A 14,304-nucleotide genomic window follows, 5' to 3' on the forward strand; every position below is an offset into this window, starting at 1 on the left:
GCTCCTCACTTAAAAATCAAAATCGCTGACGATGCCTAAGTTTATGGAAAATGGTACTTGCTCTGTGACAATACCTGTTTCTGCATCTTTAATCATCAAATAATAGGTTTTGGTTCTTTCATAAGAAATGCTTTTCAAAACAAACCGTAATTTAAATGTTCGGTCTGCTGGATTGTCGAATGGACGGTCCCCAATAATTGTTTCCTCATTAGATAGTACAGTACCTCCTTCATCTGCCATAAATATGACGACTTTCCGAGAGACAACTTTTTCTCCAACCTTTTCTGTTTGGAAGAACTCTAAATTGAAAATACTATTTGTGATTTTTCGTGTAGTATTCGTCAATCTTATATCCACTTTTTGAATGGCTTGCGATCCTTTTTGTCCTACCCGCTTATTTTTGAAAGTCAGCAGTGGAACTACAACTTCTTGCAGACTTGCTCCTCCATGAACAAAGTTTACTCCTGCCCCCTGCATGCGATAGCGAATCGTGGCATTCGGTACGTAAGCTGTCAACTGCTGTTCGTTTTTTACTATCGATGATAGGTCGATAGCCAGCTGTCCGGAAACCTCTCGCTGTTCCTTAGAGAGCATGTAACGGCGTTTCACTTCAACAGCATTCATCTGCTCTTTCTCCATCTTATCTGATTCTTCCAATGAGTCTCGCTGATAAAGGAAGCCATGGTCTGAAGTAATGTAGATGTTAGATCCACTTAATTCATCTCGAATGATCCTCACTAAATCAGTAAGTTGATTTAAGGCTGTCTCCACAGCATTAAAAGTGTATATTTCTGTGGCAGCCTTATCGCCCATTGCATCAATTGTGTCATGATAAAAGTATATAAGCTTTTTGCCCTTGAAAGTTTCACGTCGGCCCGCCTTATTCATTGCCAAGACTTCTTGATAATGTACTGCGATGCTTTCGGCTACTTCCGACTCGATGATCTTTTTACGATTTTCAATTCCCGCTGAATCTCTACCATTAACTAATACACGTCCAGTTGCATCAAAATCAATATTTCGATGTGGCAACAGGGAAGCCATTCCCAACTTTGTGACAGATGGCACCACGCTCAGCAAGGTTTGAACAGCACAACTACCAATTGTTTCAGAATTTAACCGCTCAGCTAATTCAACTCCAACTTCATACCGCATGGCATCCGAGACGATTACAAAAGCTCGTTCACTTTTGCTGATATGCGAAGTGATTACAGATGAATAAAAGTTTTGTTGGTTGGTAACGCCAGGAAGAGACCACTCCTTCGTCATTTCTGCATCTACAGACTGGGACCAATGTGAACTTATGTCTCCCATAAACCAATTTGAATAAAGATTTTCAACGAGCACTTTCAATTTCTTCAATAATTCGTGATTATTTTCCTGGTCATACGCCACATAAAACTTGCGATAAAAAGTATCCATCTGATAATACTCATTAACATAGGACTCATATAAATTAATGGCTCGGCCTTGTGGAATGCCTTGGCGATGCTCTTTATAGAACTCATGCATTTTCACTGTATAGTAAAGTGCTTCATAAACAGAGGCGTACTTCTCATGGAAGTGCTTTACTCTTCTTAGATTGATCATCTTTGTATATTCTTGATAATCTTCGAGTTTCTCCACTAAGCTATTTGCGATATAAATAATAATAGCACGGTCCACGTAGGGGAAAACATCTGCCTGTTTAAATTCTTTCACTGGAAGAGATTGCAGGATTTGAGAAATTTGAACTTCATGTTCGACCATCTCAGCATATTCATCAAAAACTTTGTAATCTGTTTTATGGTGCATCCAGTGATCGATGAAGACCAATGAATTTGTCTTGCTTCGTTCTGCAATATATCCTTTTAAGCTCATCAAATGATCTTCATTTACTGAATGGCTGAATGCCGTAACAGCTAAATGAATCATTAAAGTCTTCAATGTCTTTTCATCTCGTTTGTAACCGTACTGAATCGCCACGTTTGCCCAAAATACAGTCAAATCAAAGAATCGCTCAAAGAGATTTAAGTACTTATTTTCAGCATCCTGCAGCCCATTCATCAGCACTATTTTTAACACTGCTTCAAAGTCGAGTGTTTTTAAATTGCAAAGCACACTCATGATAGAAAGTTCGATTGTTTCCTCTGAATAGGTTTCAATCCCCAGTGCTTGGAACTTTCTGTATCGATCCTTGTTGTTGAAAAAACGTTCATATTTCTTAACAACTGCCCGTAACGATGAGTCAATTTTAAGGTCATTCATTAACAGCGATACCCGTTCGGCATAAAAAGTCTTTGAATACAGCACGGTGTCTGCTAACCAGTTGTTCTCCAATTCCAATTCTGTATTTGTGTAAATTAAATACGAAGATGTTGGATCCTCTTCTTCTAACAAATACTTTGTGAAAAACTGGTTGTGATTGGTTAGTATATGAACTTTTACATCGCCAATCATCAGTTCGTTAATTTCTTCTGTAAATTCATTGTCTTTGTCTACCCAGAATACAAGTTTTCGCTGTTCACCGTCTTTTGATGAATCATTGAAAATTTCAGTTAAAGTAGTCACGATTTGACTAATGTCCATTCTTTACACCAACTTTCAAAAATCTGTTGCAAAATGAGGATGCACCGACCATTGTCTATGCATCCCGCTTTCGATTGTTGTCCGCACTGATACACATTTGTCTGTATTTTTACCGCTCTAAAACATGCCCTTAATGATAAAACCCTATCATTGTTTAAATTTTCGTTACAAGTCCTTCGAACTTCGCATAGTTCAGAGCTACACCATCATTCAGATCAATTTCAATTTGCATATCAGCCATATGATGCAACTTTTCATCGTAAGCTTTCAGCTCATCGATTTTTTTGTCGAGTGACTTCAATTCTTTCTTAGCGTTGCTAATTTCTTTCGTTGTAGAGTCTCCTTCAATGATGTTTAGTAAATCCTTCTTCTCAGCATCCATACGAATTTGAACCTCATGCAAATAGTCGGTACGAATACGAGAAAGTGTTGTTTTATCGTAGCGGTGCATATAAATGAGACAGTTAAATGCTTTTTCCTTGCCAGAAGTGAACAGCCAGTATATCGGTCTCTTTTTATATACTTGCAAATGATCTTTATAAAAATCATTTAGGAAATAACGACGCAACGTCTCTCTAGCTGTTTCATTCTTTTTTTGTCCAATTGCCTTTCCTACAAAAACAAGGTTCTCTTCAAGCATTTCTTCGCCAAATACTACTTGCACAAATTCAATAAATTTTGTAACAATATCGTCTTCAAAATAAGCTCCTGGTAATACTGGGATGATATTGTCAGGAGCTACTGCAAACTTTTTATAATCGGAATGAAAGAAGCTTCCTCCAGCATAGATTATCCCTTCTTTATCAAGCGAATAGCGACCAAAAGAACATCCTATTGCATAAGATATAAAACTTCTAATATCCCTCTCTAAATCAGCTTTTCTTATAGTAACTTCTTTTTCGCTAATTTCCGGCGAAAATTTATCTTGCAAACCATAGATGCTATTAAACATTTCATTTATTTCTTCTTCATTTGACTTGACTTGGTTGAATTTCCATTCCATAATTTCCTTTTGTTTTACAAAAGACGATTCAATAGATTTTGTTGAATGTCTCAATAAAGGATTATTTACAAACTCCCATGAGACTTCAAAATTATTCCAATCATATTGAGATATATTTATATTCTCCTGTACTATTTCATCAATTCTTTCAATAACTTTATTTTCAACTTTTAATGGTAATTTTAAAATGTCTCCGACTAGAAAATGTATTGTTGCATTCATAGCACTTAAATTTTCTTTTGCAATTTTTGAATTTAAAAATGCTAACAAATAATTTTTTTGGTTAGATAAGAAAGGAAAAAGTGTAGGTGCTTCGACATTAAATAAATGACCGGTAGGTAAGTATCTTGCTCCAAATCCTCCTGACGTAGTATGAGACCAAGTAAGACCTTCTATAAAATAATACTTATCATTGGCCATTGCATTTAATCGACATCCACTACCTTTTTTAATTTCAGAACCGTCATTCTCCCAATCTACAATATAGTCAAAATTACCATACCACTTTCGGTAAGATCCCCCCTTAATTTGAGGGATCCATTTTTTTTCAGATTCAAGAAACTGAGGTTTACTTTTCATATCAAATGCTATTTTATTGTAATCCACTTCGAACCATTGTCGTAAAAACAAATCATTGTTTCCAGTTTGTAATCCACTTTTTGCTTCTCCGAATTCTTTTACTTTTTTATCGTTAGCAAAACTATCTATAAGCTTATTATCAAGCCAATATGCAATAGTACTTCCAGGTATTTTACTAAAATTTGTTCCTGGAATTAAACCATATCTATTTTCTTTTATGGGGAATTTCGGAGGATATTCGTTTAATTGAATATCCTTATATTTAATTTCTGTATATATTCCTTTATATTGATCTATTTTTATATTCCTAAAAACTGTTGCAGCAGTACCAAATGCAATTCCCATAACCATATTCTCCATATGTAATAATGAAGAAATAGTTTTTTGATCAATTATTTTTTTTCTCATTTTTTCATAAATTGATAAAAACATCCATGATTGCATAGTTACCATACTGTTGAATCCTGATTCTTTTGTAAGTTCAAATCCTTTTTCGATAAATGCAGCGAATAAATCACCTTTAGAATCTGGATAGTTTTCATCCAGAAAACTTGTAAGATAAGGATTCATTCCACCCCTGCCCATATAAGGGGGATTTGTACAGACAATATCATATTTATTACTTAATAATGAAGTTTGTTTTAATAAAAGCGGTAATTTCTCCTCTATAATTTCTCTATCTAGCATTTCTAAAAGATCAGCTTCACGCTCTAAATAATCTAGCAAGCTTTGGTAAATCAGTTTTTCATTCGTTGAATGAGGATTTAATAATGAACCGTATTCTTTTGCATTTAGAAAATTACTTTGAATTAAATAAAGCATATTTTGAATTTCCAAATCATTATTAGCAACAATTGTTATCATATCTTTTGTAAGCCAGTTACTTTCTTCAATTGCACAGATGTTCAATTGAATTGACTGTCTAAAGATTCTACGAGATTTTTCTCTGGCTTTCATCATAAGGGCAAATGAAGCTAATTGAGCTGCACGATTATCCACTTCTAATCCAAATAAGTTTTTTTCTAATATTAATTTTGGTATTTCATTCTCTATGTAACCTTTTTCTAAATACATATCATAGAAAATATCAAATGCATAAACGAGAATATGACCACTACCACAACTTGGGTCAAGGAATTTAATCTCTTCAGGATTAACATTGTTATATCGTATTTCTTCAAGTTGCTTAAATACATTAGAATCTTGCTTATCTTCATCTAAATAGTATTTCCAATTTTCCTTTAAACTGCTTTCAGGATAACTTTCTAGCCATACACGACCTAAAGAGTTCTCAACCATATATTTAACAATCCAATTTGGAGTAAACAATTGGGTAGCTGCTGGTAACGTATCTTTTGTGATTTTTATATTCTTTTTTAAGTTAGCAAAAATCCGATCTTTTTCTTCAGTAATGTAATATTGATAAAGCCAACCAATAATTTCGATTTTCTTCCAGTCTTTTTCCGGAATTATAGCAGTGTCTGTCATTTTACGAATACATGATTCTGTAGCCAATAAACCTTTTGGAAATAAGATTTCTGTGTAGTCGTCAATCGTTTCAAACATAAATGGCATATAACGATTCAAATCATTACAATGTTTAATAATCAAATACTTGAATAGTTCTTCATTATTATTGTTCAGTTTCAGCTCATAAACAAATTCTTTATCTAAGTCTAAATTGAGCGACAGGGCTTCCTTCATCATATCCGGTTCAGTACTATCTTGATTAGTAGAAGATAGAACACGGACTTTTGTTGGAAGATAATCATTTACCTCCATGAAACGGAGAGCTGTAAAACGGTTAAACCAAGTGTAAGTTACTTCTTCTATCACTCTATCAAAACCAATGTCACGAATACGGGCGATCAGTTTGTTTCGTTGGATTCTTTCTTTTTCTGTAAGCCGTTTGCCATCAATGAAGATAGCATCTGAGCTTTCAATTTGTGCTTTTTGGATTGACTCTACAGTAATACCAATCTTTCGTGCTTCAAGTTCCACCCGTTCAAGTAATTCTTTCCTTGCATTGGTGGCGAAGCTTTTCAATGCCAACTTATTCAAGATTTATTCCCCCACTTAATCGATAAATTCTATGTGTTTATTTGATTTAATGATTTCTTTTAACTTCCGAGATAAATCATTCGTGTATTGCTCGACTTCTTCTTCTGTTGTTAAGGATGATTTTCGTATAAGATCCGCTATTCTAATTCTAACTTTTTGAATAGCAGGTCCAGATCCGACTGGAGGATCGACGACTATTGTCGATGGCTTGCTGGCAGCAATCTCATTCCGGATCTGTTTTTCTATCTTCTCTTTAAAGGAGGTACTTTGCGAAATAGTGGCATCCACCTTGTAGATATCTACAAATGTTTCTAAACTCTCATTCAATCGATGATAATACGTTTCAATTTGCTGTCTTGTTTCTTTTGACACTCCGTACTGCTCAGCTTGAGAAAATAGCTCTTCAAAGTCCACTTTCAGTTTTTCTTTTGCATTAGCTTTTTTCTCAGCTAGAATTGCCTCAATTTTTTCATCCAAGATATGAACCAGTTCAGGAATGTCTTTAATGTTCCGATAAGGAATCGAATTCGATACAATTGAACGGAGCTTGTCTACAGTTCCCTCTATTCCCTCCCCGGATAAATACGTTTTGTTTTCATCAAATTTCCCTAGACCCTTTAGTCCATTATCGAATATTTCCTTCTGCTGCGTACTGAAAAAGCTTATTACATAGGCGACGTCTTCCTCCCAATCAGCAAGGTCCTCCTCCATCTCTTTCAATTTCGTAAAGAAAGAAGCGTTGTCCAATCGGTTATCAAATTGATTGAAATACTCTAACCCTTTATTTAGAAGACTCATTCCTGGGTATTTTCTGCCTTCGTAACGGCTCTTTAATCCAGTGATTTCGATGATTTGTTTTTCGATAAGCGTCCGGATGTCTTTAATCAATCCGTCTTCATCATCAGCGAGATCGGTTTTGTTAAAGATGTCTCTGCAGACCCTTTTGGCAGTCTGAATAAGTGCTGGATTCACAATGCTTCGTTTTAAAACAATCGCTTTATCCGCATCCGCTGTTTTAGCAAAAATCGACACAAGCATCTGGACATTCTCTCTTGGGTCCATATACTCGGCATTATAGCGGATACGGATACTCTGCTCTTTTAATAGCTGGGCTATCAGCGCCGCAATATCAAGCAGTTTCCAGCCATACGGCTTATCTTGGAACCGGTCGTATAAAGATTTCACTCTTATTTGCTTATTGCTTGCATCTTGGAGACTGATAAATTCAATCAGTTCTCTCTTCGCTAGTTCATTTGGATTTGTTTGCAATGTGTCATCGAATGAAATCTGATCGTCGTTGGAAGCTAGGATTGTGATCAGCCCACGCTCATTTTCCAAGTTTTCTTTTATGTAGCCAAGTTTCGTATAAACGTTCTCGACCACTAACTTAAGTGCAGTATTGATTTTCTCCTTTACTGTCGAACCTTTGATATCCACTTTTTCTCCATTAACAAAGAACGATGCATCTTTAATAGCATACTCCAGTAGTTCCTGGCCTCTTCGTCTCCGTTCACGTACTTCAGCCTGTTTATTGTTCAAGATATTTTGAATGTTTTCTGGAAGCTGAGTTACGTTCTTTTTCTTACGGTACTCTTCGATTCGCAAGGCTTCTTCAATTTCTTCGATGTATGTTTCATTACCACCGAGTTTAATGATTATTTCCCCACTGCCACTTGTCGCCATCATAAGTTCTTGATCAGATTTTTGATAGTGATCGGAAAGAGGTGACAAAATTTGCATTCCGATACTAGACACTTGATTACCATAATTTTTTTCATCCATCTTCTGATTAAAAGAGAAGAGATATTGTGGAGAATAACGGAAACGTTTTTCTTCATAAAGACCTTGGAAAACATAGTCGGCTAATTCTTTTTTCACCCGATCTTCTTCAATATTCAAGGTTTTAATTTCTCGGTTGATGTCTTGTTCATCATCTGTTAAGAAAAGATAATATTCCCCATTCTTTTGAATCAAGGTTTGCTGGATTAGCTTCCGCAAAGAAATATTGATTTTCTCTTTTAGCTCTAGCTTATCTTCATCAATATGAGTGACCATGAGCGTTGCAATATTATCGACATTTCCCGGAAGTTCTTTGATATATTTCACCAAGAATAGTACTTTCAACAATTCAATATTGAAAGTGTCTTCTTTCAGTGCTGGGTTTACACTGGCTCCTTCAATGACTCGGGATACTGCTGGGTTAAGAAATTCTTTTATCGTGTCAAAGAAAGCATAGAATGGGACCAGTTTTCCTTCCTCTGCATCTTTATATCGCATCCCTGCTTCTTTAAAGGCTGAAAGCATTGAACGTTCTCCTTCTGACAAATGTTTGCCTGAAGAGCCATGTTTTCTTACTTGCTCAAAGACGTTTTGAAGCAGTTTGAACTGATAAGGGATAAATGGATAGACATCGGCAAATTCCTGCTCGTTGTCAAAGCTTCGAAGATCTGCTGTACTTTCTCGGAAACTAATTAAGTTTCTTAGAATAGCACTTTTTTCTGGGAACAATACTTTTAATTTATCATGTGCATAGCCTTGTTTAGATAGAATCCGCTTTTTGATGACTTCGTCTACGGAAATGGATGACAATGACAATCTTGTATCAAAACGGCCTTGGATGCGGGAAAAGTCATCTCCTTTTACCTTGACGATGGAATCAATGCTTTCTTGCGATGTTACCATAATCCAGACTTTCCCATGTGCATGAGTACCTAAATCCTCTGCAAGCGTCTGCAAATTGAGCATGAGACTCCGGCTATCTCCAATATATTGACCGATTTCATCAACAAGGAATACCAGATGGAAATTCTGCCCTTTTTCATCTATGTACTCTTTAACATCCTTTGCAAACTTTTCAATACTGATTTCGAAATTGTTTACCCCTTGCTCAAACCAGTTCCGAGCTGATTCTGGTGACATCTCCATCACCTTTGTTAATGCTTCAATAACAAAGTCCGCATCAAAATAAAAGCTATTGCGTCTCTCTTTCCAAGACTCACCTGCTAACGCCTCAAATTCAGCTTTAAACGCATCATACTGCCCTTGTTTGTCCAAGTACTTCTCCATCTCGGCAACCCCTGGGATATCGCCGTAATAGCCTCTGTGCTCGTAAAACACTTTCATGAAGACTCGTAAAATCGCATCTTCTTTTGATTTATTATCAAGCCCGCCTTTTGAATCAATGTTGAATAAAATAGTTTCAGTTTCGACCTCTGCTGTTCGCTTCATGTTGGCATAGACCAAAGGATCCTTTATTTTCTCTTTAAAGAACTCAATTGGTTCTCTGCCTTTTACTTTTTGATTTGCTAATAGATAAGCCAATATTTTCAGGAAATGTGATTTACCGGATCCGAAGAATCCTGAGACCCATACCCCCATTTTATCGGTGTGGCCGTCAATGCCCTTTGCGTAATTGTCATAAAACTTGGAGAAATGTTTGTGCAACTCTTGTGTCACTACGTACTCATCGAGCTCTTGATAAATATCATCTTCGTTTGTCTGTGCCACTTTGATAACGCCACGAATATCACGTTCTATATTTTTCAAAAACATATCCTTTATTAACATTTCCTGACCCCTTTTCTTTTAATCGACTAAGCGGAATGCCCGATAGTAATTATCATCTTTGAATTTATTGAATAATTGAAGTGATTGACCCGTATACTCACCGGGATAGAACATAACAACCGGTGTTTTATCCAGAACTTCTTGTAAATTGTTAAGAATGTTATGCGAACGAACGAATGGAAAGACTTTCCCTACCCCCGTTAGAAAGACTACATTATAATCTCCAAGTTGTTCCTTTATCTTTTGAAGAAATATCTCCGGTTTTGCAAAAGTAGTGAGAGCTTTGAACAAGGCATCTTTTCCTTGCTTCTCTTCCATCTCGAAAATCCGGTTAAAAATCCGTTTTTCTTTTGTAATGTCTATCAGCATTTTGTAAAGATCGAATTCGATAATTCTTCTCTCAGAACCATCATAATTGAATTCTTTTTTTATGTGTTTGATGTAATCGCGGACAACAAGCTCGTGCGTCGGCTCATAATCGAAAAGATAGAAGCTAATTTCATTCCCCAGTCCTCGCCCATCGATGAATTTATCTTCTTTTATTTTTGGAATGATTTGATCCAATCGTGCATTTAAGTTCGCCATGTACTTTCCCTACTCCCCCAGTACTCGGACAAAACGATCATCACCGCTTTGCTTTAAGTGATTTTTAAATTGGTCATCTAAAACGATATGATTCAACTCGCCCGATTTTTTGTCTTTTAACAGACCACTGTCTAAAAGGATTTTTAAATAGACTAACTTCAGTTTATGCGTAGTCGCTTCTGTCCAACTGGCAATATTGCTATTCTGTTCTGCTTTCACCATGAAAAATGCATTTATATCTTTTTTCTCCAAGGTAAAGTTATTCGCTCCCATTTTTTCATGAACTACTTCTTTCATAAATTCAAAGAATAGACGATCCGTTTTCATAATTGCATACAAATTGATGGTCTTTCCAATTTCAATTGAATCTTCGATCACCATTTTTCGCAAAGTACTATCCAGAGCATTGACTCTTCTTAATATAGAAGGAAGCCCTCTTTGCAAACTAGATATCTTTATATGCTGAAACAAGTTCTCTTCGACCACTTTTTTCCGGATTTCTGGATCTGACATTCCTTGATCTTTCAGTATTGCTACTTGCTTGAACTCGTAAAACATAAATGCAGCTCCTGTTAAGACGGAAGAGTACTCCAATTCCGTTGTCATCCTTTTCAACCTCCAATGTTGCAAAACTGTTATTTCAGTTCAATTATCTTCTCTACCACGTTCAACCTTCTTTTACCGCAATGCTGTTGAACCACTTTGGTAAAGTTATCGTTTTTCATGAGCTTTTCTTGATTTGTTCGGTTCATTTCCTTGATGTTTTCTATCAGCTCTTCCTCTAGTATTTCTTCATTCCAGTAAGCATCAATAAGTACATTCAATGCCACAGCAAGGTCTCGCTGGGTGCGGTAAAACATTTTGATTTGCATATTGTCACCTCTTCAAATATCCTATCTGTTTCTTATTTTATTCTTACTTATCTTTTAATACAATGCTATTCAAGAATATGTATATACTTCATACCAGGTTTATCTTTTATAAAAGAATATATTAGAACGTCCTTTTTTATTGGCCCATAAAGGTACATTGGCAACTTTGGCATTCTGGTGGCAACAAATTATAGATAATTGCAGAACACCAAAAGAAAATAATTAAACAAAAAATCTGCAAGACCCTATTAAAATAAGAACTTGCAGACACTGTCAGTAACATGAAGCAACTGTAGATAATTGAGTTCGCTACCTTGACAGGGTAGAGGTCGCTGGTTCGAGCCCAGTAGGAATCATATATGTGGTATGGAAAAATGCGCAGCTTTAAAGCTTGCGCGTTTTTTTGTGCTTTTTTGCTTTTGTAGGATTATATATTCGATCATAAAATCGATTTTGCGGCCAATACGCAAAAAGCGCTGCCCGGAAATCCAGGCAGCGTTTTTCTTATGCTTCTTATGCTTCTAATGCTTTCGGTGTTTTTTTCTCGCGCGACATCCATTGCAGAGCAAACAGGATGATAAACGAAATCGCTCCGATTGTGTCAGTAAGCCCTTCAGGATAAATCAATGCCAATCCAGTGGCGAAAGCGATGATCCGTTCAAGCCAATTAAGCTTGCGGTACCAGAAACCGATCAATCCAGCTCCAATGGCGATCATCCCAGTGAACGCCGTGATCAGTACCCATATCAATTCCGGCAATGTTGTATCGATCATCAGCAGCGCTGGTGACAACACGAACATATAAGGAATGATGAACGCTGCAGCAGCTAGTTTGGCGGCGATAAATCCGGTCTTGATCGGCTCCCCACCTGAAATGCCTGACGCGGCAAATGCGGCAAGCGCAACCGGTGGCGTGATATCGGCAATGATGCCGAAATAAAACACGAATAAGTGCGCCGATAATGCCACAACGATCGGGACAGCAGCCCCTACCGGCTCATCGATCATCAATAAAGTGATGATTGCCGGTGCAGCAATTGTTGACGTGATGACATAGTTGGCTGTTGTCGGCGATCCCATGCCCAGCACGATTGCAGCGAGCATTGTAAAGAATAGCGTCAGCAGAATATTTCCCCCGGAAGCGGAAACCAAACCGTTTGCTAAGCTCAAGCCGAGGCCGGTTTTTACAACAACCCCTACGATGATGCCAGCTGCGGCAGTAGCTGCGGCTACTGCGAGCGCGGTTCTTGCACCATCCACAAGTGCGTGCACCATGTCTTTAGGGCTTAATCTTGTTTCTTTATTGAATGAGCTGACCACAATTGTCAGCAAGATGCCGTATAAAGCGGCGTGCATCGTCGGGATTCCAATAAGCAGGAAGACGATGATTGCTACAATCGGCAGCAATAGATAAATTTTCTTTAGAACTTCTTTGCGGTCAGGCATCTCTTCTTTGGTCAAGCCTTTCAACCCGACCCGTTTCGCTTCAAAATGCGTCATGATCCAAACGCCTGTGAAATAGAGGATAGCCGGAATAGCGGCTGCTTTGGCAATTTCCCAATACGTGATGCCGCCGATGAACTCGACCATCAGGAATGCCGCGGCACCCATAATTGGCGGCATGATTTGTCCGCCTGTAGAAGCGGCGGCCTCCACAGCACCTGCGAATTCTTTCTTATAGCCTAACTTTTTCATCATCGGAATTGTATACGATCCCGATGTTACGACGTTTGCAACAGAACTCCCCGAAATTGTCCCTTGCAGGGCACTTGAGAAAATGGCGACTTTTGCGGGTCCGCCCGTCAAATGGCCAGCAAGCGAAACAGCCAAGTCATTAAAATACTGTCCGACTCCGGTTTTTACAAGAAAAGCTCCGAACAGCAAGAACACGAAGATGAATGTGGCCGAAACGCTGATTGGCGTCCCTAGAATACCATCTGTCGTATAGAACATCAGCTGAATAACCGATTCGAGATCCTGGCCGCGATGGCGCAGGAATCCTGGGAAATAAGGACCAAAAAACGTATATGCCAGGAAAATGGATGCAATGATTGTAATCGGCAAACCGACAGCGCGCCGTGTAGCTTCTAGCGTCAAGACAACCGCTAATATCCCGACAATCAAATCCATTTCTGTGACGCGGCCTAGACGGAACACTAAATCATCGTACATAATCGGCCAATAAAGACCGACGCCTATGGCCAGCAAGGCGAGCACATAGTCATAAACTGCCACTTTTCTGCGCGCGCCATGGCGCTTCCGCGCTGGGAACAAGAGAAAAATCAGGGACAAGGCAAATCCTAAGTGAATCGACCGTTGAATATACGCTGTGTATTGGCCAAAAATAGCTGTATATAATTGAAATAATGAAAAAGCGAGTAAACCATAAAACACAACATGCTTCATCGTGCCGCTCAAATCACGGGTGTTCGATTCCGGGTCGTACTTCTGTAAAATCTCTTTTTGTTTTTCCTCCGAAACGTAATGTTCATCTTCCGGCGGCAGTTTCTTTTCTTCTCTTTCTTCCGGCGGCAACTTATCGGTCATCGAGATTCACTCCTTTTAATAGCTGATAGGCTGAGAGGCGCTGCACATTGAATGTGTAAGACTTTCCACGTGCAAGTGTTTTTTTCAAATCGTATTCTTTGCCATCTGCTATAAAATATAGCCCGGCATCCACATCGCCGACAAACAGCCGGAACTCGTCCATGCGCCTGTCCATTCCTTCAATAAAATACTTTCCGTCCTTTTCGACAAAGGACTCTCCTTCTCCTGCATTCGAAGGCATACCGATATTAAAATCCTCGTATTCCAGCGTTACCAGTTGCAGTGAATTGCCAGAAAGGATTTTATAGCTTTCGAGCACTTCCGAGAGATGAATTGAATGGATGTATTTTATTTTGAAAGCTGGTTCTTTTACGCGCAAGTAGGCCGTGATATCGCCTGTCCGGTTATCAGTGAATGCGAAGCTCTTCAGGGCGGGCACAAACAGCAAGACGGAGATGGCTAGAATGAGGGCTAGCAGCGATAAAAGAATACGGAGCACTAGCTTTGGCTGCATAAAAAGCC

At 38.1% G+C, this 14,304-nt stretch carries 8 protein-coding genes; all 8 read right to left on the bottom strand.

All coding sequences use genetic code 11. The features are described from left to right. Nucleotides 1-9 precede the first annotated feature (9 nt). Nucleotides 10-2,568: a BREX-1 system phosphatase PglZ type A gene (gene pglZ, locus AC4EHB_RS05755; RefSeq protein WP_490980890.1), complete on the bottom strand. Its 2,559-nt coding sequence runs from the start codon at nucleotides 2,566-2,568 to the stop codon at nucleotides 10-12. Nucleotides 2,569-2,722: 154 nt separating this feature from the next. Next, a complete protein-coding gene (gene pglX, locus AC4EHB_RS05760) occupies nucleotides 2,723-6,211 on the bottom strand; it encodes a BREX-1 system adenine-specific DNA-methyltransferase PglX (RefSeq protein WP_490980891.1) in 3,489 nt (1,162 codons plus the stop codon). 15 nt (nucleotides 6,212-6,226) lie between these two features. Further along, nucleotides 6,227-9,778, bottom strand: a complete 3,552-nt coding sequence (gene brxC / locus AC4EHB_RS05765; protein ID WP_490980892.1) for a BREX system P-loop protein BrxC — start codon at nucleotides 9,776-9,778, stop codon at nucleotides 6,227-6,229. Between the two features lie 18 nt (nucleotides 9,779-9,796). Next, nucleotides 9,797-10,363 carry a DUF1788 domain-containing protein gene (locus tag AC4EHB_RS05770; protein WP_490980893.1) on the bottom strand — a complete coding sequence of 189 codons (567 nt, stop codon included), beginning with the start codon at nucleotides 10,361-10,363 and terminating at the stop codon, nucleotides 9,797-9,799. A gap of 9 nt (nucleotides 10,364-10,372) precedes the next feature. Next, nucleotides 10,373-10,969, bottom strand: a complete 597-nt coding sequence (locus AC4EHB_RS05775) for a DUF1819 family protein (protein ID WP_490980894.1) — start codon at nucleotides 10,967-10,969, stop codon at nucleotides 10,373-10,375. 29 nt (nucleotides 10,970-10,998) lie between these two features. Then, nucleotides 10,999-11,235, bottom strand: a complete 237-nt coding sequence (locus AC4EHB_RS05780; RefSeq protein ID WP_490980895.1) for a TIGR04540 family protein — start codon at nucleotides 11,233-11,235, stop codon at nucleotides 10,999-11,001. A 513-nt stretch (nucleotides 11,236-11,748) separates the two neighbouring features. Further along, the gene (locus AC4EHB_RS05785; RefSeq protein ID WP_490974617.1) at nucleotides 11,749-13,782 is read right to left on the bottom strand and encodes a TRAP transporter permease; all 2,034 of its coding nucleotides are present in this window, start codon (nucleotides 13,780-13,782) and stop codon (nucleotides 11,749-11,751) included. Then, entirely contained in the window at nucleotides 13,772-14,296 is a 525-nt protein-coding gene (locus AC4EHB_RS05790) for a DUF1850 domain-containing protein (RefSeq protein ID WP_490980896.1), read from the bottom strand. Before AC4EHB_RS05790 ends, AC4EHB_RS05785 begins: the two co-directional genes overlap by 11 nt. Nucleotides 14,297-14,304: the final 8 nt, after the last annotated feature.

The sequence above is a fragment of the Planococcus sp. TJ-302 genome, assembly GCF_058268455.1.

Excerpts from the sequence above, each read along its gene's own strand:
- brxC (WP_490980892.1), bottom strand. The coding sequence starts at position 9,778 with ATGTTAATAAAGGATATGTTTTTGAAAAATATAGAACGTGATATTCGT.
- AC4EHB_RS05775 (WP_490980894.1), bottom strand. The coding sequence starts at position 10,969 with ATGACAACGGAATTGGAGTACTCTTCCGTCTTAACAGGAGCTGCATTT.
- AC4EHB_RS05780 (WP_490980895.1), bottom strand. The coding sequence starts at position 11,235 with ATGCAAATCAAAATGTTTTACCGCACCCAGCGAGACCTTGCTGTGGCA.
- AC4EHB_RS05770 (WP_490980893.1), bottom strand. The coding sequence starts at position 10,363 with ATGGCGAACTTAAATGCACGATTGGATCAAATCATTCCAAAAATAAAA.
- AC4EHB_RS05790 (WP_490980896.1), bottom strand. The coding sequence starts at position 14,296 with ATGCAGCCAAAGCTAGTGCTCCGTATTCTTTTATCGCTGCTAGCCCTC.
- pglZ (WP_490980890.1), bottom strand. The coding sequence starts at position 2,568 with ATGGACATTAGTCAAATCGTGACTACTTTAACTGAAATTTTCAATGAT.
- AC4EHB_RS05785 (WP_490974617.1), bottom strand. The coding sequence starts at position 13,782 with ATGACCGATAAGTTGCCGCCGGAAGAAAGAGAAGAAAAGAAACTGCCG.